The organism is Sphingobium phenoxybenzoativorans, assembly GCF_001757355.1.
Classification (GTDB): domain Bacteria; phylum Pseudomonadota; class Alphaproteobacteria; order Sphingomonadales; family Sphingomonadaceae; genus Sphingobium; species Sphingobium phenoxybenzoativorans.
Genome location: NZ_MINO01000001.1, coordinates 207,542 through 233,960, shown reverse-complemented (window position 1 = coordinate 233,960; position 26,419 = coordinate 207,542). Strand labels below are relative to the sequence as shown.

19 protein-coding genes are annotated in these 26,419 nt (G+C 61.7%); 3 read left to right on the top strand and 16 right to left on the bottom strand.

What is annotated here, in order from left to right; genetic code table 11:
* Positions 1 to 60: 60 nt before the first annotated feature.
* From BHQ40_RS01140 to BHQ40_RS01130, 3 genes are all read right to left on the bottom strand, one after another.
* A complete protein-coding gene (locus BHQ40_RS01140; RefSeq protein WP_070151252.1) occupies positions 61 to 1,722 on the bottom strand; it encodes an FAD-dependent oxidoreductase in 1,662 nt (553 codons plus the stop codon).
* A 117-nt stretch (positions 1,723 to 1,839) separates the two neighbouring features.
* Positions 1,840 to 2,598 carry an SDR family NAD(P)-dependent oxidoreductase gene (locus tag BHQ40_RS01135; RefSeq protein WP_070151250.1) on the bottom strand — a complete coding sequence of 253 codons (759 nt, stop codon included), beginning with the start codon at positions 2,596 to 2,598 and terminating at the stop codon, positions 1,840 to 1,842.
* A 117-nt stretch (positions 2,599 to 2,715) separates the two neighbouring features.
* On the bottom strand, positions 2,716 to 4,935 hold the full coding sequence (locus BHQ40_RS01130; RefSeq protein ID WP_171905724.1) for a TonB-dependent receptor: 2,220 nt from the start codon (positions 4,933 to 4,935) through the stop codon (positions 2,716 to 2,718).
* Positions 4,936 to 5,622: 687 nt separating this feature from the next.
* On the opposite strand from BHQ40_RS01130, the gene BHQ40_RS01125 reads away from it, so the two are divergent.
* Positions 5,623 to 7,668 carry a PQQ-dependent dehydrogenase, methanol/ethanol family gene (locus tag BHQ40_RS01125; RefSeq protein WP_171905723.1) on the top strand — a complete coding sequence of 682 codons (2,046 nt, stop codon included), beginning with the start codon at positions 5,623 to 5,625 and terminating at the stop codon, positions 7,666 to 7,668.
* 48 nt (positions 7,669 to 7,716) lie between these two features.
* Complete coding sequence (locus BHQ40_RS01120; RefSeq protein ID WP_070151244.1) at positions 7,717 to 9,648, top strand: outer membrane protein assembly factor BamB family protein; 1,932 nt, start codon at positions 7,717 to 7,719, stop codon at positions 9,646 to 9,648.
* A gap of 54 nt (positions 9,649 to 9,702) precedes the next feature.
* On the opposite strand, the gene BHQ40_RS01115 is transcribed toward BHQ40_RS01120, so the two are convergent.
* The 13 genes from BHQ40_RS01115 to cyoA all read right to left on the bottom strand — a co-directional run bounded on the left by BHQ40_RS01115 (position 9,703) and on the right by cyoA (position 24,832).
* Entirely contained in the window at positions 9,703 to 10,683 is a 981-nt protein-coding gene (locus BHQ40_RS01115) for a formylglycine-generating enzyme family protein (protein WP_070151241.1), read from the bottom strand.
* The gene (locus BHQ40_RS01110) at positions 10,680 to 12,311 is read right to left on the bottom strand and encodes an arylsulfatase (protein WP_253183210.1); all 1,632 of its coding nucleotides are present in this window, start codon (positions 12,309 to 12,311) and stop codon (positions 10,680 to 10,682) included. Before BHQ40_RS01110 ends, BHQ40_RS01115 begins: the two co-directional genes overlap by 4 nt.
* Positions 12,312 to 12,407: 96 nt before the next feature.
* The gene (locus tag BHQ40_RS01105) at positions 12,408 to 13,349 is read right to left on the bottom strand and encodes a TauD/TfdA dioxygenase family protein (RefSeq protein WP_070151239.1); all 942 of its coding nucleotides are present in this window, start codon (positions 13,347 to 13,349) and stop codon (positions 12,408 to 12,410) included.
* Positions 13,350 to 13,393: 44 nt separating this feature from the next.
* Positions 13,394 to 14,815: an MFS transporter gene (locus BHQ40_RS01100; protein ID WP_070151238.1), complete on the bottom strand. Its 1,422-nt coding sequence runs from the start codon at positions 14,813 to 14,815 to the stop codon at positions 13,394 to 13,396.
* A gap of 7 nt (positions 14,816 to 14,822) precedes the next feature.
* Positions 14,823 to 17,282 (bottom strand): TonB-dependent receptor, encoded by a 2,460-nt coding sequence (locus BHQ40_RS01095; RefSeq protein ID WP_253183209.1) that lies wholly within the window; start codon positions 17,280 to 17,282, stop codon positions 14,823 to 14,825.
* A 19-nt stretch (positions 17,283 to 17,301) separates the two neighbouring features.
* Positions 17,302 to 17,454, bottom strand: a complete 153-nt coding sequence (locus BHQ40_RS26005; protein WP_171905722.1) for a hypothetical protein — start codon at positions 17,452 to 17,454, stop codon at positions 17,302 to 17,304.
* Between the two features lie 508 nt (positions 17,455 to 17,962).
* Entirely contained in the window at positions 17,963 to 18,496 is a 534-nt protein-coding gene (locus tag BHQ40_RS01090; protein ID WP_070151432.1) for a response regulator transcription factor, read from the bottom strand.
* Positions 18,486 to 19,817: an ATP-binding protein gene (locus BHQ40_RS01085; RefSeq protein ID WP_083276605.1), complete on the bottom strand. Its 1,332-nt coding sequence runs from the start codon at positions 19,815 to 19,817 to the stop codon at positions 18,486 to 18,488. Before BHQ40_RS01085 ends, BHQ40_RS01090 begins: the two co-directional genes overlap by 11 nt.
* A complete protein-coding gene (locus BHQ40_RS01080; protein ID WP_070151236.1) occupies positions 19,814 to 20,521 on the bottom strand; it encodes an SURF1 family protein in 708 nt (235 codons plus the stop codon). The genes BHQ40_RS01085 and BHQ40_RS01080 overlap by 4 nt, the downstream gene beginning before the upstream one ends.
* Before the next feature lie 50 nt (positions 20,522 to 20,571).
* Positions 20,572 to 20,967 (bottom strand): cytochrome o ubiquinol oxidase subunit IV, encoded by a 396-nt coding sequence (gene cyoD, locus BHQ40_RS01075; RefSeq protein ID WP_070151234.1) that lies wholly within the window; start codon positions 20,965 to 20,967, stop codon positions 20,572 to 20,574.
* Positions 20,964 to 21,596, bottom strand: coding sequence for a cytochrome o ubiquinol oxidase subunit III (gene cyoC, locus BHQ40_RS01070; protein WP_070151232.1), 633 nt, complete (start codon positions 21,594 to 21,596; stop codon positions 20,964 to 20,966). Before cyoC ends, cyoD begins: the two co-directional genes overlap by 4 nt.
* A 5-nt stretch (positions 21,597 to 21,601) precedes the next feature.
* Complete coding sequence (gene cyoB / locus BHQ40_RS01065; RefSeq protein ID WP_070151230.1) at positions 21,602 to 23,605, bottom strand: cytochrome o ubiquinol oxidase subunit I; 2,004 nt, start codon at positions 23,603 to 23,605, stop codon at positions 21,602 to 21,604.
* A gap of 18 nt (positions 23,606 to 23,623) precedes the next feature.
* The gene (gene cyoA / locus BHQ40_RS01060; protein WP_083276604.1) at positions 23,624 to 24,832 is read right to left on the bottom strand and encodes a ubiquinol oxidase subunit II; all 1,209 of its coding nucleotides are present in this window, start codon (positions 24,830 to 24,832) and stop codon (positions 23,624 to 23,626) included.
* 204 nt (positions 24,833 to 25,036) lie between these two features.
* Between cyoA and BHQ40_RS01055 the strand changes: the two genes are divergently transcribed.
* Positions 25,037 to 26,368, top strand: a complete 1,332-nt coding sequence (locus tag BHQ40_RS01055) for an MFS transporter (RefSeq protein ID WP_070151228.1) — start codon at positions 25,037 to 25,039, stop codon at positions 26,366 to 26,368.
* Positions 26,369 to 26,419: the final 51 nt, after the last annotated feature.

Sequence of the window (26,419 nt, the reverse complement as noted above, 5' to 3'; positions counted from 1 at the left end):
TCTTTGCTCCAATACGGGGAGCGGGAATTGCAGCGCATCCAACCACTCCCATGTAAAACGTCATGCGGCGGCGGCGATATCCCTGGCCGCGATATAGGCAAAGGTCATCGCCGGACCGATGCTGGCGCCCGCTCCGGGATAACAGCCGCGAAAGAGGCTGTTGCTGTCCAGGCCAACGGCATACAGGCCCGGAATAGGGTTCCCCGTCCGGTCCGTGACCCGCGCATGTGCATCGGTCTCCAGACCCGCAAAGATGCTCAGGTCGCCGGGCACTATGGGCAGCGCATAAAATGGCCCGGTCTTCAGTGGCCCAAGCGCTGGATTGGGTTTGTGTTCGGGATCGCCAGCGCCCGCCGATATGCTGTCCTGACCACGCTGAAATTCCGGGTCCTCACCATTCACTGCATGCCTGTTGAAATCGGCTATCGTCTTGTTGAGGATGGATGCGTCGAGGCCAATCTTGCTGGCCAGATCACTGACCGTATCGCCTTCGATCACATATCCTTTTTCCACCCATGGCCGAACGGAGAAGGGCGCGGGCTTGACCATGCCAAGACCGTATTTTCTGACGGCCGGGGCGTCACTCAGGATATAAGCCTTTCTTATGTCATGCTTGATCGCCGTGCGGCCGAAATGCTGATAGCTAAGCCCCTCGTTAACGAACCGCCGGCCGGTTGCCGCATCGACCATGATCGACCCGGGGCAATGACGCTCCAGGATCAGCGAGGGTAGTTTGGCGATGCTGCCGTCCTTGCGTTGCGACACTGATACGGGAACCCAGATTCCGTTATCCTCATTGTCATGCTCGATGCGGCCTCCGGCGGCCTCTCCCATCGTCAATCCACCCCCGGTGCACCCTTCAGGCTGGAGGGACAGGTCGGATATCGTGTCGGGAATATAGCGGCGCCGCATTTCAGGATTAGCGCCACAGCCGCCCGTAGCGAGAATGACGGCGCGGGATACAATGATGATCTCGCGCCTGTTTTCGCGAAAACAAACTACGCCAGTGACGCGCCCCTGATCCTTGATCAGTTCCTGAGCGGGAGCATCGGTCCAGATCTCCACGCCGCTATCGATGGCGCTACGCAAGAGGCCGGCCACCAGCGCATTGCCATTTCCCAGCCGGGCGCCTTTGCCATGTCTCAGCTTATCCCATGCATACCGCGCGAGAAGTGAGGCTGTGCCGATAAAATTCGATGCCGACCGGTTCCAGTGCCGTAAAATACCCAGATCAAGAAAGGTGACCTGCATCGCGCTAAAGAGGCCCATTTCGGGTATGGGCGACCGGAGCTTTTTCAGAAGAGACCCAAGCCGGTTACCATCATAGGGACAAGGTATGAGGGTGCGGCCGGCCGTCCAGCCTGGCATTCCGAGGACATAATCGCCAACCGCCACGGGCATAAATTTGGCGTCCGTGGCATCTTGAACATAGCGGAGCATATCCGGCGCATTCTCAAGGAATGCATCGATCTTGGCGGCATCATAGCGATTGCCCAGAACAGCGCGGAGATATGCCTCGGCCATCGCCTTGCTGTCCTCGACACCCGTGGCGGCAGCCAGATGATTGTTGGGGATCCAGATACCGCCGCCGGCGATTGCGGACGTTCCCCCAATTACCGATGTGCTTTCAAGCACGAGAACCGAAAGGCCAGAGCGCGCCGCAAGAATGGCTGCGGTCAAACCTGCCGCACCGGAACCAACAATCACCACATCGGCTTGCATTACAAGGCTCCTGCTTCGAGACCGATCTGGCCAATATATCGTCGTACTGACCGCCAATAATGTCGGGCCTGAATCTTCCCGTCCGCCGGCAGGTCAGCCATCAAAGCCAATCCCAAATCAGTGCATCACCGTGCCACCATCCGCCGTAAGCGTCTGGCCGGTCATGAAAGAAGCATCTTCGGTAGCAAGGAAATGCATGACATTGGCGACGTCAGGTGCCAGCGCGTCCCGCTTGATGAAGCGCGCCGCAATGGCTGGCGCCATATAGTCCCCCCATATTTCGGGAGCCGATTTTACACTTTCGGTAATGGTAAAACCCGGAGACACGGCATTCACCAGCACATTGTCTACGCCAAATTCATTGGCGAGCGTGCGGGTCATGGCGATGATCGCTCCCTTGCTGGCGACATAGTGCATGATCCCGGCCGACCCGACAAAGGCCGCACCGGACGTCACATTGATGATGCGTCCCCATTTGGCCGCCCTCATATGCGGGGACACCGCCTTGCACATCCGGAAGGCCCCAACGACATTGACGTCGTAAATCCGGTGCCATTGCTCGGCAGTCGCCGTTTCAAACGGCGCTGGCCGCAATTCGGCGGAAATGGCGGCATTGTTCACCAGAATATCGATACGGCCCTGTTGCGCCATCATCTGTGCGACCACGCCGTTTACATCTTCGTCGCTAGTCACATCGACCGAGACAGCCAGCGCGTTCAGACCCTCCGCCCGCAAACTCTCGGCCGCCGCCTCATGCCCCTTGATGTCCGCGATGACGACAAAGGCGCCTTCCCTCGCAAAGCGTTGCGCGGCGGCAAAACCGATACCGTAGGCCGCGCCGGTCACAATCGCGCATCTGCCTTCGAGTGAACCCACCACTCTCTCCCAAGCATGCCATCATGGCCAATCTGGCTGATTGGCTCACCGTAACGTACTTTCAACATTCGCCTGCCGCTGCCGGTCATGACCGGCAGCGGCAGGTTAGTCCTTGGTTCAGAACTGCTTCGTGACGGACAGACCATATGTCGCCGGCGGAGCAGCCTGGCCCAGCATGGCGGCGCCAGACCAAGTTGAATCCGGCACGTTCGTCAGGAAGTAGAGCTTGTTGGTCACGTTCCGGCCATAGGCGCTGATCGTCCAATCATTCTTGCGCACGATGTCCAGATACAGGTTCAGTTCCCAGCGAGAGGGTTGGGACTGGAAGTCATAATTGAACTGAGAGAACTGGACCCGGCTTGTCCAGCTCAGTCCCGCACGCGGCGTGATGTCCGCAAAACCCGCATGGAAGGTGTAACCCGCTTCACCCACCAGCTTGTATTTGGGCGCTGAGGTGAGCTGGTTGCCAGCGAGATTTTCGACCTGCCCTGTGTAAATATTGGTGTCGAAAAGCTCGAGATATTCACTGTGCAACCAGGCCAGATTGAACGAGAGCCTCAGATCATCGACCGGAACAGCGGTGATTTCCGCTTCCGCGCCATATAGCCTTGCCTTCGCCGCGTTAATCGTGACCGGACCGGGCGTCGGCGGTTCCAGGTTTACGATCGTGATCTGAAGGTTGCTGTAATCATAGTAGAAGCCGGACAGGTTCACGCGGAGCCGGCGATCAAACATGTCGGCCTTGATGCCAGCCTCATAGTTAGTCAGCCTTTCAGGATTGAAGGCCGGCTTCAACTGGGTGAAATCAAACCCGCCGCTCTTGAAGCCGCGAGAATAGGTCGCGTAGGCCATCACCCGGTCGCTGAACTGATAGTGGATCGTGGCCTTCGGGTCGAAAGAGGACCAGGAAGCCCCGTCTACACCGCTGCTGCTGCAGCTTGTGACGCCGAACACGAAACCAGTGATCGGGGGGGCGACGCAACCGACGACACGGGGGGCGTTGAGCCGGTAGAGATTCACGAAATCGAGCTGGTTATACCGGCTGATGTCGCGCTTTTCATAGCTGTAGCGTGCGCCAAGATCGATCCCGAGCTTGTCCGTGGCGTGGATGGTCGCCTGAGCAAAAGCGGCATAAGCGTTCGTCTTTTGCGTGCCGCCTTGACCGAAGCTCTGATAAATTGGCGAATTTGTGCCCCCGAAAAAGAGTGGGGAGACGCCAGCGTTCAACGAGAAGCTGTTCTTTTCATGGAAGTAGAAACCGCCCAGAACCAGGTCCACCGGACCCTTTTTAAGCGAAAGACGCAGTTCCTGCGACCAATGGTCGGATTTGGTATTGAGATCGATCGCCGTGCTGACCGCGGTCGAGTCATCGCCGCCATTACCTGCGCTCACCTGGTCGAGATGGCGATAGCCGGTGACCGAGGTAAGATCGACATCATCGGCAAGGTTCAGCGTGGCGTTCGCAGTCAGCCCATAATTTTCCATGAAAAGCCGCTGGTCGAGACCGCCGCGGTCACGCCGGCTGGCGGCGTGTGCAAAGCCCTTTGCGACATTGACGTCTGCAAGGAATGGGTTCGGCCGTACGTAGGCGTAACCGCCGGAAGCATCCTTCTCCCAGCGATAGTCGCCGGTCAGGGTCAGGTGAAACTTGTCGGTCGGTTCAAAACGCAGCTTGGCGCGAACCGCCCTGCTCCGCTCATTGTCGACGGGATTGCCGGTTACGATATTCTTGCCGAAGCCGTCCCTGTCGTTGGTCTGGAAAGCGAGCCTGGCCGAAACCGTATCGGAGAGCGGGCCGCTGATCGCGCCTTCCGCCCGGATCAGGTTATAGTTGCCGGCCGTCAGCGAGGCATAGCCCTCCAGGGAATCGGTAGGATCATTGGAGATGATATTGACCGCACCAGCGGTGGCGTTTCGGCCATATAGGGTGCCCTGCGGACCGCGAAGCACCTCGATGCGGTTGATATCGAACAGAGAAGCCAACGCAGCCTGCGAACGGGCGTTGATGACGTCATCGGTGTAGACAGCCACGCGCGGATCCGTACTTGCGTCCAGCCCCTCGATGCCGATGCCGCGAATGAAGATACGCCCGTCGCCGCCGATGCGGGAGAAGCTGACATTGGGAATTGCGCGCGTCAGCGCATCGAGATTGGCGATGCCGCGATCTTTGAGCATGTCACCGCCGATAGCCGTGATCGACAGGGGCGTCTGTTGTACGCTCGATACCTGCCGCTGCGCGGTTACAACGATGTCTTCGATTTTGGCGCCCTGATCAGTGGCCGCGTCCTGCGGTGCGACACCCGTCTCCTGAGCATTTGCGGCCGCTGCACTCAGCATGGCCACAGTCAAGATTGCGGATGACGTCAAGAATTTGCAAAGCATCAATTTACCCCCTCCCAAAATATGTGCCCGCTGCTCCTTCTTGTGGGGAGCGGTGCGCTTGCATTGGCGGGATTATGTTCACAGCCACAAATCGATAACGCCATCGCCGGTTGAGCAAGCGAGCCTTGCCCATGCCCAATCCGAAGAATTGAACAGATATTTCTGACGTTAAAACAGTTACCTACCAGTCACCGAAAATCTGCTCGCCACCCTAAAACGGGTCAGCATGCGGCAAAGGAAAGGCTCCCTTGCCCAACGGGCGATAGAGTTCCGTCTGCATCTTTGTGATCATGCGCCATCCAATTTCAGACGCACCTCTCGCGGCAAAAGAACGAGCGGGCATGTGGATTTGGTACAGTCTGGGAGGGGATCTATGACGGACATTCTCGCACGGCGCGCCCGCCCTGCCAGAACCCTTGTCACTCCCCATCTCGAAACATTTCGCGGCTGCAGGCGCCATGGCGGATTTTGACCTTCCGCCGTCCGGCTCCGGCCATGGGTCTGGTTCAGCACCCTCCCCAATTTTGCGGAGGAGGAATGACCGGATCGCCGGGATGATATTGGGAGAAGGATGTGGGCCGAGTTCTGAAAATATATGCTGCTGCCCCCCTGCTTTTGACAATGATCGTCGGCGCCAGTCCCATGTCCGTCATGCACGGCGTCAAGCCCAGCGAGCGGTTGCTCGACAATTCCGGCGGCGCTGATTGGTCTGGCTATGGGCGGACCTATGGCGAGCAGCATTACAGCCCTCTGGATCAGGTAAATGCTGGCAATGTAGAGCGCCTTGGCCTTGCCTGGTCATTGGATCTGCCCGCAGGCAATACGGTCACCCAACCGATCGCAGTGGATGGCGTCATCTATTTCGCGATGGGATACAGCTTTGTGCATGCGGTGGATGCCCTTACCGGCAAGCTGTTGTGGAGTTATGACCCGGAGGTCTACAAGACTGCAGGCCCCAAGCAGCATGCCGGATGGGGCAGCCGGGGCATCGCGTGGTGGAACGGCAAGGTCTACACGGTTACGCATGACGGCTTCGTCATCGCCCTCGACGCGAAGACCGGCAAGCCGCTCTGGAAAGTGCCGACGCTCGACAAGGATGACAGCAGCTATGTGACGGGCGCGCCGCGCATTTTCGACGGCAAGCTGATCATCGGCAATTCCGGCGACTATGGCGCGGTGCGCGGTCATGCGACGGCGATTGACGCCGAAACAGGCAAAAGGCTGTGGCGGTTCTGGGTCGTTCCGGGCGATCCCGCAAAGGGCTTCGAGAATGAAGCCATGGCAATGGCAGCGAAAACCTGGTCGGGAGAATGGTGGAAGTTCGGCGGCGGAGGAACGCCGTGGAATGCATTCACTTACGACCCTGAAACCGACACCGTCTTTATCGGCACCGGCAATGGCTATCCCTATAATCACCGGGTCCGCAGCCAGGGCAAGGGAGACAATCTGTTTCTTGCCTCCGTCGTCGCAGTCGACGCGAAAACCGGCAAATATAAGTGGCATTATCAGGCAAATCCCGGCGAAACCTGGGACTTTACCTTCACTCAGGACATGCCGCTGGCCGACCTGATTATCGACGGCAAGCCGCGCAAGGTGCTGATGGCGGCTCCCAAGAACGGCTTCTATTATATCATCGACCGGATCACCGGAAAGCTGATCTCCGCCGAACCCTTCGTGGACGTCAACTGGGCGTCGAAGATCGATCTGGGCACGGGCCGTCCGGTCGAGAATCCTGAGGCGCGCTATGCGAACCCGGCAGTGGTCCGCCCGACCTCGCTTGGCGGACATAATTGGCAGCCCATGTCGTACAACCCAAAGACGGGGCTGGTGTATCTGCCGGCAAATGAGCTGTCCGCCAGACTCTCCGATGATGGCTCCGGCGCGGGCTGGCTGCCTCCAACCGACGTCACCGTCGGCGGCGGGCCGGGATTTGCGGCGGATTTCAAGGTGAAGGACGGCGGACCGCGCAACTACACTTCCTCGCTCATCGCCTGGGACCCGGTCCAGCAAAAGCTAATGTGGCGGGTACAGGCCCCCCGCATGGTGCCCGCAGGCGTGGTTTCGACAGGCGGCGGCCTGGTATTTCAGGGCGGGATCGACTCCAGATTCAACGCCTATTCGGCGGTCGATGGGAAACGCCTCTGGTCGTTCGATACGCAGGCCCCGTCGGTCGCGCCACCCATCACCTTCTCGGTAAAGGGGCGGCAATATGTCACGGTGCTCACGGGCTTTGGCACCAGTTCCAGCAGCGGCGGGGCGATGCTTCAGCGGTACAGGCTGGACTATCGCACCATGGCGCGCCGCGTCCTGACCTTCGCGCTGGACGGCAAAGCGGTCCTGCCGCCCAAGGTAGAGCCGGACTGGTCGAAACCGGCTGATCCCGATTACAGGCCGGATCCGGCGCTGGCCAGCCAGGGCGCTGCTATCTACGCCCAGCATTGCACCCTGTGCCACGGCTTTGGCGCTGTGGCCGCCGGCATGGCGCCCGATCTGCGGCGGTCCTTCATCCCCTTGTCCGAGGAAACCTTCCTCGCGGTGGTGCGGGACGGCATTCTCCAGCCGAACAATATGCCGAAATTCGATAATATCTCCGCCAAGGATCTGGCCGCTGTGCGCCAATATATCCGGGCGCAGGCGCATAATCCGGAAAGCGACAAGGAAACCGAGGATTTCGGGCAGGCCATGTAGTCATTTGCCGGTGGGCAGGGCCACACCGGATAAAGAGGGGATGAAGTGATGAAAATATACAAGCGCAAGAGCGGCTGGCGCGGCGCGATAATGTCTGGCGCAGGGGCGGTTTTCGCGCTGTCGGTGATCGGTTCATCGCTGGCCGCGCAGGAAATCGGGCATCACCCGATGGAGGGCCCTCCCCCCCTTCCCGAAGTCACCAGTTGGCCGCTCTACAATGGCAGTCTTGGCGGGCAGCGCTTTTCCGATCTGACCGCGATCAACGCTGACAACGCGGCGAATATCCAGGAGGTGTGCCGCGTTCAGGTCGGAGAGCTTGGCTCTTTCTACCCCGGCCCGGTCCTGGCCAACGGCATGATGTATATCACCATTGGCCGGGTGACGATGGCGATCAATCCGACGACTTGCGCGATCATCTGGAAAAGCACCTACCGGCCCATGGCCAAGGAGGGCATCCCGGTAAACCGCGGCGTCGCCTATGCTGACGAAAAGCTTTTCCGTGGCCTGCCCGATGGCAGCATCATCGCCTATGATGCGCTGACGGGTCAGCAGATATGGCGAAAGCAAGCCATCGATTGGGCAAAGGGAGAATTGTTCACCTCAGCGCCGATCGTCTGGAACGGCATGCTGTTCATCGGCATCGCCAACAGCGAGGGCGGCATTCGTGGGCGCATGTTCGCATTCGACGCCAATACAGGTGAGAAACTCTGGCAGTTCAACCTTGTCCCGCAGGAGGGAGAACCCGGCACCGAAACCTGGAAGGGGCGTTCCTATGAACAGGGCGGCGGCGGCACATGGACGTCCTACGCGCTTGATCCCGATACTGGCGAGCTGTTCGTTCCGGTTGCCAATCCGGCCCCCGTTCTGGATACCGCCCCGCGTGTCGGGAACAAGAAGCACACCAATCTCTACACCAATTCCATTGTCGTGCTCGACGCCAAGACGGGCAAGCTGAAATGGTTCTATCAGACCCGGCCATCGGACAATCACGACTATGGCGTGACGTCGCCACCGATGCTGTTCGAGGGTAAGGACGGGCGGAAGCTTGTCGCGCTGGGCAACAAGGACGGTCATGTCTATGTGATCGACCGGACAAGCCACAAGATGGTCTTTAAACGGCCAGTGGTGCGGTTGCACAATCTGTTCAAGACGGCGACGCCCGAAGGAATAACCATCTGTCCGGGCGTGCTGGGCGGGATCGAATGGAATGGCGTTGCCTTTGACCGCCTGAACCGCTCGCTGATCGCGGGCGCGGTCGACTGGTGCCACAAGATCACTCTGGCGCCGCAGCCCTATGTTATGGGCCAGGTCTATTATGGCGGACGCATGATGGCCGATGGCGACAAGCCGGACGGCACCATTACGGCGATCGACCCGGATGATGGCCATATCCGGTGGCAGTTCAAACCCGGTTTCCCTGTCGTCTCGGCAATTACGCCGACTGCGGGCGGCGTGACCTTTGCGGGAGATCTGGGCGGGAATTTCTACACGCTGCGAAGCTCCAATGGCGAAGTGCTTCGCAAGATCGCCACGGGCGGCGCGCTGGCGGGCGGCATCGTCACCTATGAGGTCAACAAGAAGCAATATGTGGCGCTGACCTCAGGCAATGTATCGCGGTCGACCTTCGGCGCTTCGGGCATTCCGACGATGGTCATCTATGCCGTAGGCGCAGCGCCAGCCCCGGCGGCCGCCACATCCGCAGCGACGCCAAAGGCCGCTGCCGTTCTGGAGAAGCCAGACGCGGAAAAAGGCAAGGCGCTGTATGAGACCATGTGCGCCGCATGTCATGGAGCGGCGGGAGAAGGCCAGGCAGGTCCGAAACTCGCAGGCATATCAGGCCGGGCCACCAGCGATCAGGTCGCGGAATGGATCCGCAATCCGAAGTCGGAAGCCATGCCGCGCATGGTGCCCGATGTCGTATCGGAATCGGATGTGGGCCATCTCACCGCTTTCCTGATGAGCATGCCCGGCAAGCCATAGCCGCGCCGCCCGCGCAGCCTGAGCTTTGCCCGGCGGCGGGCAATGCTCAGGCCCTCAAATGCCGTGCCGCCCGGCTTGCGGGACTGCTGGCTGAGCCGGACCTGCACGCGCGCTGTCGATGGTCCTGAACCCCAGATGGGAGGCCGCGTAGAGTTCGTCCTGCGCGTGCCTGGCCGCCGGGCGGTAGCGGGCGCAATAATTGGGGGCGCAGAGAAACGAACCGCCCTTGATGACGCGAGTGCGCGCATCGGGCTGGGCGGGATCGAAACTGGGATTGCCCGGTGCACCCTCATTCGACACCATCGGACCGTGACCGGGCAGGTACCAGCTTTTCGTCCATTCCCAGGCATTGCCGATCATGTCCTGAAGGCCGAACGCATTGGGTTTATAGCATCCGACAGGGGCCAGCCCCTTATGGCCGTCAACCGCGTCATTCCGGACGGGAAACTCGCCTTGCCAGCTATTGGCCGCATCCGGTCCCGGCTGCGTCAGCGTGTCAGGTTGCCCGCCCCCGGCCGCACGCTCAAACTGCTCCTCGCTCGGCAGGGACCGGCCTGCCCAACGCGCATAGGCAAGCGCGTCGGCATAGGAAAGCTGAACCACCGGATAGTCATCGCGGCCTGCCAGGTCACTGCCCGGCCCTTCAGGGTGCCGCCAGTCCGCACCCTTGACGATATGCCACCATTGGCTTGGTTCAACGGGGCGCTCACCCGGCCCCGGCGGCCGGAATATGACCGACTCCCCCTGCCGCTCCACCTGCGTCACATAGCCGGTAGCGGCGACGAAACGGGCATATTGCGCGTTGGTCACTTCATGCCGGTCGATCCAGAATCCCGGCACCCTGACCCGATAGGCGGGCCGTTCCTCCGGATAGCCCCGATCGTCTCCGATCAGGGCTTCTCCGGCGGGCACCCATATCGCCTGGTCTCCCCCACGCTCACACAGGCTGCCATAGGCCGGCCGGTCGAGGGCGGCGGTGGTGAGCGGCAGAAGCGCTACGAGGGAGATTATGGGCAGCAACCGGCGGATGATCACGGCTGATAAATCCGCTGATCAGGGATGATCACGCCGACATCCTTGGCATAGACATCCCATGCCGCGATCAGGTCCTTGCGCCGGTCCGGCTGCTCCAGCGACAGGTCATTGGTCTCGCCCGGGTCCTCCGCAATATTGAACAGCCGCCATTTGCCATCGCCAATGTCGGTGATCTTCCAGTCCCCTTGCCGCAAGGCGCGGGAGCCGAACAGCTCCGTCCCGAAACTGTCGTTTGGCGCGTAGACGCGATCGGCCTTCCCGCTGAGATAGGATACCCAGCTTTTGCCGCGAATGGGTTCAACGCTCCGGCCCTGGAAGCTGCCTTTCGGATCGGCCACGCCCGCCAGTTCGAGGAATGTCGGGCTGACGTCCGCAACGGAGAGGAACGCGCCGTTCACGCCCTTCCGCTCGAACCCCTTATAGCTGATGAACGACACCGCGCGGGTTCCGCCCTCCGTCGCATAAGCCTTGTAGAGCCAGGACGGCGCGGTCGCCGCCTGCGCCCAACCGGGGCCATAGCTGACATAGCTCGTCGCAGCGCCGAGATTGTCGAAGCTGTTGTCCGCTGCCGCCGCGGCCTTGTTGATGCCCACCATCTCCGTGCGGGCAACGTCCAGCCCTTCCGCGCCATTATCGGCCAGGAACAGGATGACGGTGTTGTCATATTCGCCGCTGCGCTTCAGCGCATCGATCACGCGGCCGACATTCTTGTCCAGCCGGTCGACCATCGCTGCGTAGATTTCCATGTCGCGGGCGGCAACGCGCTTGTCCTCTGCGCTAAGCGAGTCCCAGCCGCCGCTGCGCAGTGCGGGGATATGCGCCGCCTTTGCGGGGTCGATCAGGCCCAGTTCCGCCTGACGCTTCAGCCGCTGCGCGCGAAGCACATCGAAACCGGCGTCATAACGGCCCTTATATTTGGCGATGTCGGCCCTTGGCGCTTGCAACGGCCAGTGCGGCGCGGTGAAGGCAAGATAGGCGAAGAACGGCTTCTTGCCCTCCGCGCCCTTGCCGCTGGCCTTGAGCTGCTCGATCAGCTTGGTCGCAAAATAGTCGGAGGAATAGAAATCGTCCGGCAGCTTGGCGACGGGCTTGCCGTCCTGCGTGTAGGTGGCGGTGCTCGGCCCGCTATTATTGCCGAAATGATTATGGCCGCCCTGCAACAGAGCGAAGCTGTGCTGGAAACCACGGGCATGGGGGTCCTGCTGCGCTGTCAGGCCGAGATGCCATTTGCCCGACAGGATGGTGCGATATCCCCCGCTCACGAGCAGTTCAGGAAGCGCCGCGACCTCCGGCCGCAAATAGCCCTCATGGCCCGGTTGCCCCTTCTGGTTCGGGGAGATCAGTTCCGCCATCGTGCCAAGACCGGCGCGGTGATTGTCGGTGCCGGACAAGAGCATGGAACGGGTCGGCGAGCAGGTCGGAGCTGTGTGGAAACCAGTCAGCTTAAGGCCCGACGACGCGATCGCATCCAGGTTCGGCGTGTCGATTTCCCCGCCAAATGCGCCGATGTCCGAATAGCCAAGGTCATCGGCCACAATCACTAGAAAATTGGGCTTTTTCTCCGCCGCATGAGCTTGGAATGCGACGGTGAACGCGAGGGTGTAGAGCATATTTTTCAGTCGCATCATCCACCTGTTGGATTGTTGGAATATAGGGCCGCACCGGTCATGTTGGACCGATGCGGCAAAAATGGCCGGAGCGTCGCGGAACGCCGGGCGGATCGGTTATTCCGCAGGCTGCAATTCGACCGCGCGCTCCTTCTTCACCGTGCGGCTGGGGCGGCCATCGATCGAGACCGGCACCGTGCCGGCGACGGTCGCGCGGCGCAGCGTCCGGCGCTGGAGACCGAAGTCGGCAATGGCGCGATGCTGGGTTGCGCGATTGTCCCAGATGGCGACGTCACCGGCGCGCCAGCGCCAGCGCACCGTGTTTTCCGGACGGGTGATATGATCCTGAAGGATCGAGAACAGCCGCTGCGAATCCGCGCTGTTAAGGCCGACGAACTGCTTGACGAAATGGCCGACCAGCAGGTTGCGCTCGCCGGATTCCGGATGAACGTGAACAACCGGATGCTCGGTTTCATACACGGTCGACGCGAAGATCTTGCTATATTCCTCGGACCGCTTGGCGTCCTTGATGCTGAGCGCGCCGGCATAGTCATATTTGTTGGAATGGGTGGCCCACAGCGTGTCCACCAGCGGCTTCAACGCCTCCGGCAGATCTTCATAAGCCGTCGCGGTGTTCGCCCACAATGTGTCGCCGCCAGCCTGCGGAATGGTGATCGCCCGCAGGATCGACGCCTGCGGATAGGCTTCGACGAAAGTGACATCGGTGTGCCAGCTCGACGCGGCATAGCCTTCCTTCGAGTCCAGTTCGAGCAGGTAGCGCGATCCTTCCGCCACCGGCACGGTCGGATGCGCCACGGGTTCGCCGAGCAGGGCAGCGAAATCCTCATGCCGCTGATCATTCAGGGCGTCCTGATCGCGGAAAAAGATCACCTTGTGCCGGACGAGCGCTGCGCGGATCGCGGCAAGCGTCGCCGGATCGATATCCCCGGAGAGCGCAACGCCCCTGATTTCCGCGCCAATCCGTCCGGCGACCGGCACGATGTCGAGCGGGCTGGCAGCATCGGCGGCGTTGATGAAATTGTTGATCTGAGCAGTCATGGCATTGTCCTTCCGTGGGATTGTCGGGTTGGGGGTTGGCGGGGTCATTCGGCGGGCTGGAGCGCGTGGTCGCGTTCATCCAGCGCCCGGCGAATTCGGCTGTGCTCTGCCTCATCCAGCGGAAAGCCGTGAATGAAGGCGGCGGAAATGAGGTGGGCGACGGCGGGGCCAAAGGCGAAGACGTAGAGAAGGCCGTTCAGCGCCGCGGGCGTGTTGGCGGGCGCTGTGGGATCGAAACCGAGCCAGCCGACCAGAGGCAGAGCGATGCCCACCGCCAGCGCCATGCCGCCCTTCATCGACAGGCTGAAAGCCGAGAAAAAGAGCGCGGCGCGATCATGCCCGGTTTCCAGGCGGTGGCGGTCAGCGACGTCCGCGACGATGGCCCGGAGCATCAGATTGCCCGATCCCTGCGCAAAACCCTGCGCCACGGTAAGACCAAGCAACAAGGGGAGATTGCCGGGCGTGACGAGCAGCAGGCCGAGATTTATGGCGATCTGCACCACTTCTCCGGCAACGGCCGCGCGATGCTTGCCGATGCGGTAGCCGATCTGCGCCCATATCGGCCCGGCGACGATGCCGAAGATGAATTGCAGCAGGAACAGGCCGCTCGCCCATTGGGGCAGGCCCATATAATGGGTGACGAAAAAGACGATCAGCACGGAGCGAATGCCCTGCCCCGTCGTCACGGCGAGGTCGGAGGCCAGCACGCGCAGCAGAAGGCGGTCGGCGAACACCACGCGAAGCGCTTCCCGCAGCGGCAGGCGGGCCGGCTGGGTCAGGGGAGCAGGCTTTTCCGGGAAAGCGCGGAGCGCGAAATTCAGCGACAGGATGAGGCTGACGATTACGACCGCCCCCATCGCGCCCAGTTTCAACGCGCCATCCTGCGGATCGACCTGATCGATGATCGTGGGCAAGACAAGCACGAGGAGCAGCGAGGACGCCCCCGCCACGGCCTGGAACGTGGCGATCCGGGTGCGCTCATGATATTCCCCGAAAATCTCGCCCGACCAGGCAAGATAGGGGATCTGGATCATCGACCAGCCCAGATACATGATGAACAGCGACACCGCGAGATAGACGGGCGTTACGCCGAAAACGGGAAAAAACAGGGCTATCGCGGCCAGCCCGAAGGCGATGGCGCCGGCGACGATCCACGGCCTCCTCCTGCCGAAGCGTGAACGGGTGCGGTCGCTGAGCGCGCCGATCAACGGGTCCGCCGCAGCGCCCCAGAGCCGCTCCGCCAGGAAGATCGCGCCGATCGCCGCCAGCGAAAGACCGAAATGCTGGCTGTAAATCGCTGGCAGGTGCACCGCCAGCGGCATCTGCGCTGCGTAGATCGGCACGGTGAGCGAGGCGAAGCCCGCCAGCCGCCACGGGCTGAGTTGCCCAGTGGAGCCGCCCTTTCGCCTGCCCGGCGAACCGGACGCAGCTTTGGCCGTGACAGTGCTTCGCAGAACAGTCGCCATGATGACCTCACAATTTCGTTCGAAGGGTGACGCCGATGGTGCGGGGATCGCCTATCGTGCCGGTGACGAGACCGAAGGCGCCCGGGGACAGGGCCTGGAAATAGTTCTTGTCCGTCAGGTTGCGCGCCCAGAGGGATATGTCCCAAAGCCCGTCATCGACGCGCAGACCGATGCGCGCATTGAGCAGGCCATAACCCGGCACATCGGCATAGCGGCTGTTGGTCGAGGAGGTGTTGAACCCCGTGCGGTGCGAGAAGTCGGCATGGCCGTAAATCTCGACCCCCCGCCCTTCCCATTGCGTCAGCGGCTGAGCGACGTCGACGCCGAGCGTGTAGGTGAATTTCGGCACCCCGCCCAATTGCACGCCGGACAGGTCCTGCGTCGGGCCGGATGTGGGATCGCCCGGCGTGACGACCGGATTATGCTCCTGCGCATTGGGGGCATTGGTATAGTTGCGGTAGGTCGTCTCGATATAGGAGCCGGAGGCGGAGAAACTGATCCACTTGCTCGGCGCATAGCTGAGGTCCGCCTCCAGCCCGCGCGAGCGGACCTTCGGTATGTTGGAGATATATTGGATGACCGGTCCAGAGGCCGGGATGACGGTGATCGCGGTCTGATAATCGCTGACCTCCGTCCAGAAACCCGCGGCGTTGAAGGTCAGCTTCTTGTCGAAAAACTGGCTTTTCAGGCCGACTTCGAAACTGTCGACGGTTTCCGGCTCCACCTCTGCGGTCGCGCCGGCGGGCAGGACCGTCAGATTAAGGCCGCCGGACTTGTTGCCCCGCGAATAGGAGCCGTAGAGCAGGACATCCTGCGTCACCTTCCAACTCAGCGTGGCGAGGCCCGAAACACTGTTGTCGGTGAGGCCGACAGTGTAGCTGGTGACGGGATTGAAGCGGGTGCGGATGGCGCGCGCCGCAGCCGCCTGAGCGGCGGTCAGGCCGGACAGGTCATTCCCGGCGTACCAATATTGGTTATAGGCCCCGTTCTTCTTCTCATGCGTATAGCGCAGGCCGCCGGTGAAGCTGAGGCTGTCGCTGATGTTCCAGGTCGCCTGGCCGAACAGGGCATAGCTCTTGGTCTCCGGCGTTGATGTCGACCGGGCCTCGAAACCGTTCAATGCAGCGTTGGCGATGACCGGATCGGTCGCCCCCGCCACGCCGGGCGGCGGAAAATTCCAGTTGGCCGCAGCCGAGCCATAGGCCGATGCGCCATAGCCGCGCACGATCTGCCAGAAATAATAAGCGCCAACGACATAATCGATTGTGTTGCTGCCGGTTGAGGCGAGGCGGATTTCCTGGCTGAACTGGCGCTGGCGATTGGCCTGCTGCGCCTTGGTGATCACGGGCAGGCCCGTTGAGTCGCCGTCATTGGCCGGATCCCAGTCCCACCAGCGATAGGCGGTGATGGACGTCAGCGCGGCAGGCCCCAGGTCCCAGTCAACCTGACCGGACACGCCATAGCCCTTCATGAAAGCCTGGTAATGGCCGTCCGAATCCCCGTTGCGCGCAAAGGGATCGGCGGGAAGCGGCGTGTATCCGGCGCGTCCGACACGGGCGAGGAAGTTGTTGGCGATCGTGATGCCGCTGTCGTAGGTCGAGAAGTAATTGACCGGGATATTCAGCGCGAAATGCTGTTTCTGATGGGAATAATCCCCGATGATCTTGACCGATAGCGTATCCGTGGGCTTGACCAGCAATTGGCCGCGCACCGAGAAATTGTCGTAATCCTGCGCCTTTGACCCATCATGCAGGTTAGTCAGGAAGCCGTCGCGATGCGTGTCGGCAACGCTCAGCCGGAACGCCACCTTGTCCGCGACCAGCGGCGCGGAAACCGATGCCCGGACCTGATGATAGCCATAGGTGCCGAGCGTGACTTCGCCGAAAAAGTCAGGATCGAAGCTCGGTTCACGGGTCGTGATATTGATCGCGCCAGCGGTCGTGTTCTTACCGAACAATGTCCCCTGCGGCCCGCGCAGCACCTCTATCTGCTGCAGGTCGACCAGATCGAACTGCGACTGACCGGGGCGGCCGTAATAGACATTGTCGACGTAGAAGCCGACGCCGTTTTCCAGTCCGTCATTGGTCAGCGCGACGTTGGAGCCGAGACCGCGAATATTCACATTGGTATTGCGCGGGTTGAAGCTGAACACCTGAAGGCTCGGCACAAGCTGCTGCACCTGGCCCAGAGTGAAATTGCCGGTCTTTTCGAGCGAGTTCGCGCTGACGACGCTCAGAGCGATGGGGACATCCTGCGCATCCTCCTCCCGGCGGCGGGCGGTTACGAATATCTCGCCGCCCGCTTCCGCATCCGCGGCATCGGCCCCTGCAGCCACCGCCACCGGCGCGACGGTGGGCTGCTCTGCGGCCATGCCCGGCGTCGCCGTCAACACGCCAAGGAAAGCGCCGGAGAGCAGAAAGCGCCGGAAGGCAAGGCGATCACTTTTGGAAACATCATTATAGGTCACTGTTTTTCCCTGATTTCTTTTATGAATGTTGCGCCCCGCGCGGTGGACGGGCGGGCTTGCGAGACGGTTCGCCATCAATCAGGGCGACGCCGAAAATGGCGGCCGCAGCCTGTTGAAGGGACACGGAATAGGTGCGCGGCGAAGCGCCCTTGGATGGAATTCTACCGGGCATGACGCCTCCTTTCCGAAAGGCGCCGGGCGCTTTTCGGATGGCTTGGACATGCAGGACCCGTTCGCCGCGACCCTGTCGCGACGGGACAATCTCCCGATGTCGAAGTGCGGCTGCAGTCAGGCGACCGGCGGGCGGACTGGCCAACGGAAACCGCGCGAAAGGATGCTGCAGGCCGGTGACAACCGGCAGCCGCCCTATCCCCCGATCCGGTGTTTAGTGAAGCTTATGCATCGTTACTTCCCCTACATTGGGGGGAACACGATCCCTGGCGTGGTCGCCTTAGCATCGTGCGCTTTAGCCGTTGATAACGCGGAGCAAGCTGCATCCCGATCAAAACCCGCGTGCCCTGAACATCCGGCCTGATGAGGCTGGTCATACGGGGGCAAGCCGCATGGCCTTTCGAATGATGTCTACTTACGTGATAGAGATATTATCGGTCAATGCCGTTCGAATGAAGATTTGCTATCCCGTGCGCAATCTACGCTGTTTCACATATCGAACGTTATTTTCAGCCAATCTGACGCTTGCCGAGTTTTCGCGCGAGCGTACGGCGGTGCATGCCCAGCCGCCGGGCCGTTTCCGAAATATTGAAACCGGTTTCGGCCAAGGTTTCGTGGATGCGTTCCCACTCCAGGGTTTTGATCGAGGTGTGGCGTTCAGTCAGCGGGGCGGTGACATCGCCATCGGTGCGGCCGAAGGCGGCCTCTATGTCGTCCGTATTGGACGGCTTGGCGAGATAGTGGGACGCGCCAAGCTTGATCGCCTCGACGGCCGTCGCAATGCTGGCGAAGCCGGTCAGCACAACGATCTTCATCGCCGGGTCATGGGCATGGAGGGTCTGAACGCAGACGAGGCCGGATGCGCTGCCCAGTTTCAGATCGACGACCGCGAAGCCGGGACTATGCTGCGCCAGCAATTCGACCAGCGCCTCATGGCTGTGGGCGAGATGGACATTATAGCCGCGCCGTTCAAACGACCGGGCAAGCGTATTGGCGAACGCCTCGTCATCCTCGACGATCACGATATGGCGATCAGCGGACATCGCCATCCCCCCTGCGAACGCCCAACGTGTCGAGCGGGAACAACAGCGTCACGATCGCCCCGCCCATGACGCCATTTTCGGCCGTCACCTCTCCGCCCAGCTTGCGCATCACGTTGAGCACCAGGAACAGGCCAAGCCCCCCGCCCTGCTTGCCCTTGCTCGACTGATAGGGCTTGCCCAGATTTTCCAGCATTCCGGGCGCAAAGCCGGGGCCGTCGTCGCGCACCACAAGGCGCAGGAAATCCCCCTGCTGATCGACCGAGAGGCTGATCCAGTCGGGCGAGGCCTCCGACGCATTGTCGAGGACATTATATATGACCTGCTTGAGCACCGGATCGGCAACGATCTCCAGCCCGGCGTCGGCGCTGTTGTCATAATCGACCTCCACGCCCGCATGGGCGACGCTCCATTCCTTGACGATATAATCAAGGAAGATGCGGATGGAAATGATCGTGGGGGCCTCCCCCCGCGCCTCACCGGAGGAGAGGAGAATGCCGGAGAGGATGGTCTTGCAGCGCTGGACCGCGACCTGCATCTCCTCAATCTCCCCAATAATGCCGGGCTGAGCGGCAAGGGCCGGCATGCGTTTCCAGTCGTTGAGAATGACGGCCAGCGAGGAGAGCGGCGTACCCAGCTCATGCGCGGCCCCGGATGCGAGCAGGCCCATGCGGACAATATGATCCTCCTCCGCCGCACGCTGGCGCATATCGGCGAGGCGGGCGTCGCGCGCCTGCAGGTTGCGGTTGATCCGGGTCACGAAAACGACCAGCAGCACGGCAATCAGCGCAAAGCATATCCACGCGCCGATGATGTGCATTTCGAACAGGGATTCGGCGAGCGCCGACGGCAGAACCAGCGGCCAGTAGAATTTCGCGAGGATAGCGGCGAACACGCTGGTCGCAAAAACGATCGCCCATGCGGAAAGCGTGTCCAGCAGGATCGCGCCCAGCACCACCTGAAGCAGATAGAGATAGATGAACGGATTGGTCGCGCCGCCGCTGAGATAGAGCTGGATGGTCAAGGCAACCACATCAAAAAGCAGGGCCAGAAACAGCTCCGCATTCGCGACCGTCTGACGGCGGCGCAGGACCGCGAGACTGCCAAGGTTGAGGCCCGTGGCGGCGACAGGAACGATCATCATGACCAGCAGCGGCAGGCGGATGCCCATGCCGTAATGCACGATCAGAATGGTGAAAAGCTGTCCGGCGGCGGCGATCCAGCGAAGCTGGATGAGCAGCAGCATATTCTTGCGCCCGGCAGCCTCCGCAGGCCAGTTGCGCAAAATCGGTCGTGTCTGGCTAATGATCTTCAGCGCCCTCATCCCGCGCCTCCACCCGCCGTGCGGAGCCTGCGTTCCTCTCTCAGGAACAGCATGTAACCGCCCGCCGTCATAAGGGCCAGAGCGAACCAGGTGATCGCATAGACGAGATGATTGTTGGGAAAGGAGACGACGGTCATGCCGCCCACCGGCAGCGCGTCGGGGCCGCCAGCCGCCTGCGCGTCGATGAAATAGGGGGCGGTGCGGTCTAGGCGAAGCGCTCTGGCGATTGCAGCGACGTCGCGGGAATACCAGCGCCCTGTGGCGGGATCATTGGCGCGCAGGAAACCGCCGCCGGGTTCCGTTATGCGCAGCAAGCCGGTGACAGCGGCGGGCCGGTTTCCACTTTCCGTTTTCCAGCCGGGGGGCACAAAGCCGCGATTGACGAGGATCGTGAAGCCCCGGCCGGTATCGAACGGCGTCATCACCCAGTAGCCGCTGCCGCGCGCCGTGGAGGCGCGGACTAGCGTCTGCCGGTCGAAGCGATAGACGCCGTGCGCGCTTATCCGGCGATATTCGGACGCCTGCGCCGTGATTGAAGGCCATTCCGCCGGGGCAGGCGCGGCAATGGGCGGGGCGTGGATGCGGGCGTCTACGCTGGCGATGAGCGCGCGTTTCCACGCAAGACGCTGCACCTGCCACACGCCCAACGCCACAAAGCCCGCAACAAGGAGCAGCGCAAGCAGCCCCGTCAGCGCCACCGTCATGCCGGACCGTGGCGACCGCCGCCCCTCCCCCGCTGGGAGGGCCGCGGGGATCACGGCATCTGGCTCATGTCATGCGCCGACACGGGCATCATATTGTGATTGAGATGATACATGACCCACATCGACCCGGAGAGGGTGATGACGACGATGACGATGGTGAAGATCAGCGCCATCATCGTCCAGCCGCTTTCCGACCGGGCGCTCATGTGCAGGAAATAGATCATGTGGACGACGATCTGCACCACGGCGAACGCCATGATTACGAAGCCGGTCAGTTGCGCATTGCCCAGTGCGCCGGTCATCACCAGCCAGAAGGGAATGGCCGTCAGGATCACCGACAGGCCAAAACCGATCATATAGCCGCCCATCGTGCCATGGGCGTGGCCATCGTCGTGATCGTGGCCGTGATGACCCTGATCGTGGTGCGTGTGCTGTTCAGCGCTCATCGCAGCATTCCCATCAGATAGACGAAGGTAAAGACGCCGATCCAGATGACGTCGAGAAAGTGCCAGAACATGCTGAGGCACATCAGGCGGCGCCTGTTGGCGGCGATCAGGCCATGCTTGCCCACCTGCACCATCAGCGTCACCAGCCAGATGACGCCGAAGGTGACGTGAAGGCCATGGGTGCCGACCAGCGTGAAGAAGGAGGAGAGGAAAGCGCTGCGCTGCGGCGTTGCGCCCTCATGGATCAGATGCGCGAACTCGTACAGCTCGATCGACAGGAAGGCCAGGCCAAACAGGCCGGTGATGGCCAGCCATCCCTGGGTCGCGCCCACCCTGCCCTTGTCCATCGCCAGCATGGCGAAGCCATAGGTGATGGACGAGAATAGCAGCATCGCGGTGTTGAGCGCGACGAGCGGCAGGTCGAACAGGTCCTTCGGCCCCGGCCCGCCCGCATAGCTGCCGCCCAGCACCCCGAAGGTGGCGAACAGGCAGGCGAAGATGAGGCAGTCGCTCATCAGATACATCCAGAAGCCGAGCGCGGTGCTGCTCCCTTCGGGATGATGGGGTTCCTCGGCCAGGTGAAAGACCGGGTTGGCGCCTGTCGGCATTGCTGTTGCTTCTGTCGACATGCCGGTCAGCCCTGCGTCGCGAGCAGCTTCGTGCGCTCGCCCTCCGTGCGCACCACATCCTCGACCGGGATATGGAAGTCGCGCTTATAGTTGAAGGTATGGCCGATGGCGACGGCGAGGATGCCGACGAAGCTGATCGCCGCAAGCCACCACATGTACCAGATCATGCCGACCGAGAAGGCGACGCTGAGACCTGCAAGGATAATGCCGGTGCCGGTGTTGCTGGGCATGTGGATCGGGCGGAAGCCCTCCACCGGCCGCTGATAACCGCGCTTCTTCATGTCGGCCCAGGCGTCGCCATCATGGATGACCGGCGTGAAGGCGAAATTATAGTCGGGCGGCGGCGAACTGGTCGCCCATTCCAGCGTACGGCCGTCCCACGGGTCGCCCGTGGTGTCGCGCAGCTTCTCCCGGTCGCGGATCGACACATAGAATTGCATCAGCATGCAGGCGATGCCGGCGGCGATCATGAATGCGCCGAAGGCGGCGATCATGAACCATATCTGCAGCGAGGGATCGTCGAACACGCGCATCCGGCGGGTGACGCCCATCAGGCCCAGGATATAGAGCGGCATGAAGGCGAACCAGAAGCCGACGACCCACAGCCAGAAGCTACGCTTGCCCCAGACCGTGTCGAGCTTGAACCCGAACGCCTTGGGCCACCAGTAGTTGATCCCGGCGAACAGGCCGAACAGCACGCCGCCGATGATCACATTATGGAAATGCGCGATCAGGAACAGCGAGTTGTGCAGCACGAAGTCGGCGGGCGGCACGGCGAGCAGCACGCCGGTCATGCCGCCGACCACGAAGGTCAGCATGAAGGCGACCGTCCACATCATCGGCAGCTCGAAACGGATGCGGCCGCGATACATGGTGAAAAGCCAGTTGAAAATCTTTGCGCCGGTCGGAATGGAGATGACCATCGTGGTGATGCCGAAGAAGCTGTTGACGCTGGCCCCCGACCCCATGGTGAAGAAGTGGTGGAGCCACACGATATAGGACAGGATGGTGATGACCACCGTCGCATAGACCATGGAGGTATAGCCAAAGAGCCGCTTGCCCGAGAAGGTCGAGGTGACTTCCGAGAAGATGCCGAAGGCGGGGAGGATCAGGATGTAGACCTCCGGATGGCCCCAGATCCAGATGAGGTTCACATACATCATGGCGTTGCCGCCAAAGTCGTTCGTGAAGAAGGCGGTGCCGGCATAGCGATCCAGGCTGAGCAGCGCGAGGACGGCGGTCAGCACCGGGAAAGCGGCGACGATCAGGACGTTGGTGCAGAGCGAGGTCCAGGTGAAGATCGGCATCTTCATCATGCTCATGCCCGGCGCGCGCATCTTCACGATGGTCGCGATCAGGTTGACGCCGGACAGGAGCGTGCCGACGCCCGCTATCTGCAAGGCCCAGATATAATAGTCGACGCCGACATCCGGGCTATAGGCTATGCCGGACAATGGCGGATAGGCGAGCCAGCCGGTGCGGGCGAATTCGCCCACGAACAGTGACATCATGACGGTGACGGCCCCGGCCGTGGTCATCCAGAAGCTGAAATTGTTGAGGAAGGGGAAGCTGACGTCGCGTGCGCCGATCTGCAGCGGGACGATATAGTTCATCAGGCCCGTCACCATCGGCATGGCGACGAAGAAGATCATGATCACGCCGTGCGCGGTGAAGATCTGGTCGTAATGATGGGCGTTGAGATAGCCCTCCGACCCGTTGAAGGCCATTGCCTGCTGAAGTCGCATCATGATGGCGTCGGCAAAGCCGCGCAGGAACATGATAAGGCCCAGGATCATATACATGATGCCGATCCGCTTGTGATCGACGGTGGTGAACCATTCGGTCCACAGATAGCCCCAGAGCCTGTATTTCGTGATCGCGCCGACGACGCCGATGCCGCCGATCAGCACCATGATGAAGGTGCCGATCAGGATCGGTTCGTGGATGGGAAAGGATTCCCAGGTGAGGCGGCCGAAGATGATCTTCGCCAGGGTGTAGGAGTCGGACATAGGGATCTCTGACGGCCTCTACGATGTGTGGGCGTGGGCCGGCGCTGGCGCGTCGGGATGATGCGGGGCGGCTGGCCGGGCGGGCATGTCCATCGTCATGTCCCGGTTATCGTGCTGATGACCCGTGGGCGTCTTGCCGGGCGGCGGCCGGTCGCCATCCTTCATGAGATGCGGCGAGGCGCCTTTTTCCTCCGGCTCCTTCTGGAGCGCGCCGCGTTCGAGAGGGTCGTGGCCATTGGGACCATCATGGCGCAGGCCGCGCGTGTCATGGGCCGATTCCTTGCCCGCCCCGCCCATCGCATCAATGTGCATCAGTTCTGACATGCAGCGCTGGCCGGGCCGGGCGCAGAGGTTGACAACCGAGTCGAACAGGCTGGCGTCCACGGTGGAGAAGCGGCGGACCGGGTCCTTCTCGCTCGGCTTTTCAAGAGCGAGATAGGCAGGACGGTCAAGCGCGCCGCCGCCGGACTTCACGCCCGCGACCCAGCGGTCGAAACCGCCTTCATCCAGCGCGTGGAAGCGGAAACGCATGTGGGAGAATCCGGCGCCGCTGTAATTGGCCGAGAAGCCCTCATAATTTCCGGGCTTGTTGACGACGGCGTGGAGCACCGTCTGCATGCCAGGCATGGCGTAGATCTGGCCAGCGAGCGCGGGCACGTAGAAGGAGTTCATGACCGTCGAGGAGGTGAGCTTGAAGCTGATCGGTCGATCCAACGGCGCGGCCAGTTCGTTGACCGTCGCGATGCCGAGTTCCGGGTAGATGAACAGCCATTTCCAGTCCATCGCCACCACCTGCACCTCCAGCGGCTTGACGCCGGGCGCAACCTTGCGGCCAGCATCGATGCGCTCAACCGGGCGATAGGGATCGAGCAGATGCGTGCTGGTCCAGGTGACCGCGCCAAGGCAGATGATGATCAGCAGCGGCGCGGACCAGATGATCAGCTCCAGGCTGGTCGAATGATCCCAGTCAGGGTCGTAATCCGGGTTCTTGGCCGAGTGGCGGTAGCGCCATGCGAACAGCACCGTCAGCGCCATCACCGGCAGGATGATGAGCAGCATGAGGCCAGTGGAGATCAGGATCAGGTCACGCTGTTGCACCGCAACATCGCCGGCCGGGTTCATCACGACCCAATTGCAAGCCGACAGGGGCAGCAGCAGCAAGGGAGCCAGAAACCGCATGGAACGGCGCTGGACGAAAGGTTGGCCAGGGATCGGGCGGGTGCTCATGCCTGCCGCCTAGCCGCTGCGCACGGCTATCGACATTGGACACTTTGTCCAATCACGCTGCAGGCGCGAAAAGTGCATTGGCACAGTCATCTGGCAAATCGGCCCCCATATGCTGCTATATGGCCGGGTCGGTTTGGTAGTATGCAACGCACGCGACCCAGGATCGTTTCGACCCTAACATATGCGCAAGGATTGATCAGCCCCATGAGCGCCCAGATTGCCGCCCCCTCCTCCACCGACATGGAGCGCGACGCCCGGAACATCACCGCGCGGCACAAGCAGGTGGTGCCCGGCGAGATCGCCATCGGCGTCATCATCGGCCGCACGTCCGAATTTTTCGACTTCTTTGTTTATGCCGTCGCCTCCATCCTGGTCTTTCCCCGGCTGGTCTTTCCCTATGTCGATGCGCTGACGGGCACGCTCTATTCCTTCGCCATCTTCGCCATCGCCTTCGTCGCGCGGCCGATGGGGTCCTTCTTCTTCATGTGGGTCGACCGCACCTATGGCCGGGGCGTGAAGCTGACTATCGCGCTGTTCCTGCTGGGCGGATCGACAGCCGCCATCGCCTTCCTTCCCGGATATGAGACAATCGGCCATGCCTCCGCCGTGCTGCTGACCCTGTTCCGCGCCGGGCAGGGCTTTGCGCTGGGCGGCACATGGGACGGCCTCGCCTCCCTCCTCTCCCTCAACGCGCCGCAGAACAAGCGCGGCTGGTATGCGATGATGCCGCAGCTTGGTGCGCCGCTGGCGTTGACCGTGGTGGCGGCGCTGTTCGCCTATTTCTGGTCGACGCTCTCGCCCGCCGACTTCCTCGACTGGGGCTGGCGCTATCCTTTCTTCGTCGCCTTCGCGATCAATGTGGTGGCGCTGTTCGCCCGGTTGCGCATCGTCGTGACGCATGAGTTTGAGCGGCTGTTCGAGAGCAGGGACCTTGTTCCCTCCCCCGTTATCCCGACGGTCAAGGCGGAAGGGCGCAACATCATCATCGGGGCATTCGCGCCGCTGGCGAGCTTTGCGCTGTTCCATATGGTGACGGTGTTCCCCCTCTCCTGGGTGGCGCTGTTCACCAAGGAATCGATCGAACGCTTCCTGATCATCGAGATCATCGGCGGCGCTGTGGGCGTGCTGGCCATCGTTGCATCGGGCTTTATCGCAGACCAGATCGGCCGCCGGTCTCTGCTTGGCTGGTCGGCGGGCGGGATTGCGCTGTTCAGCATCTTCGCGCCGCTGCTGCTCAATGGCGGCGATCTGGGCGAAGTGGCGTTCATGGTGCTGGGCTTCATGTTGCTCGGCCTGTCCTTTGGCCAATCGTCCGGCGTCGTCGCGTCGAACTTCTCGCAACAGACGCGCTATACCGGATCGGCGCTGACGTCTGACCTAGCATGGATGTTCGGCGCGGGCTTTGCGCCCTTCTGGGCGCTGTGGCTGTCCAGCAATTTCGGGCTGTTCTCATCAGGTGCCTATCTGCTGTCCGGCGCGATCTGTACGCTGGTGGCGCTGCGGGCCAACAAGGAGCTGGCGGCCGCGCGCGACTGAACCGGCAGTTTTTCGGCGCAACGCTATGCTGCAATTCCAACGAAGTTGCGG

Bases quoted from the DNA above. Each gene is read 5' to 3' on its own strand.
- cyoD (WP_070151234.1), bottom strand. From the start codon at position 20,967: ATGAGCGCTGAACAGCACACGCACCACGATCAGGGTCATCACGGCCAC.
- BHQ40_RS01100 (WP_070151238.1), bottom strand. From the start codon at position 14,815: ATGGCGACTGTTCTGCGAAGCACTGTCACGGCCAAAGCTGCGTCCGGT.
- BHQ40_RS01110 (WP_253183210.1), bottom strand. From the start codon at position 12,311: ATGATGCGACTGAAAAATATGCTCTACACCCTCGCGTTCACCGTCGCA.
- cyoA (WP_083276604.1), bottom strand. From the start codon at position 24,832: ATGAGCACCCGCCCGATCCCTGGCCAACCTTTCGTCCAGCGCCGTTCC.
- BHQ40_RS01055 (WP_070151228.1), top strand. From the start codon at position 25,037: ATGAGCGCCCAGATTGCCGCCCCCTCCTCCACCGACATGGAGCGCGAC.
- BHQ40_RS01130 (WP_171905724.1), bottom strand. From the start codon at position 4,935: ATGCTGAGTGCAGCGGCCGCAAATGCTCAGGAGACGGGTGTCGCACCG.
- cyoB (WP_070151230.1), bottom strand. From the start codon at position 23,605: ATGTCCGACTCCTACACCCTGGCGAAGATCATCTTCGGCCGCCTCACC.
- BHQ40_RS26005 (WP_171905722.1), bottom strand. From the start codon at position 17,454: ATGCCCGGTAGAATTCCATCCAAGGGCGCTTCGCCGCGCACCTATTCC.
- BHQ40_RS01085 (WP_083276605.1), bottom strand. From the start codon at position 19,817: ATGAGGGCGCTGAAGATCATTAGCCAGACACGACCGATTTTGCGCAAC.
- cyoC (WP_070151232.1), bottom strand. From the start codon at position 21,596: ATGTCGACAGAAGCAACAGCAATGCCGACAGGCGCCAACCCGGTCTTT.
- BHQ40_RS01105 (WP_070151239.1), bottom strand. From the start codon at position 13,349: ATGACTGCTCAGATCAACAATTTCATCAACGCCGCCGATGCTGCCAGC.
- BHQ40_RS01125 (WP_171905723.1), top strand. From the start codon at position 5,623: ATGTCCGTCATGCACGGCGTCAAGCCCAGCGAGCGGTTGCTCGACAAT.
- BHQ40_RS01080 (WP_070151236.1), bottom strand. From the start codon at position 20,521: ATGACGGTGGCGCTGACGGGGCTGCTTGCGCTGCTCCTTGTTGCGGGC.
- BHQ40_RS01120 (WP_070151244.1), top strand. From the start codon at position 7,717: ATGAAAATATACAAGCGCAAGAGCGGCTGGCGCGGCGCGATAATGTCT.
- BHQ40_RS01140 (WP_070151252.1), bottom strand. From the start codon at position 1,722: ATGCAAGCCGATGTGGTGATTGTTGGTTCCGGTGCGGCAGGTTTGACC.
- BHQ40_RS01090 (WP_070151432.1), bottom strand. From the start codon at position 18,496: ATGTCCGCTGATCGCCATATCGTGATCGTCGAGGATGACGAGGCGTTC.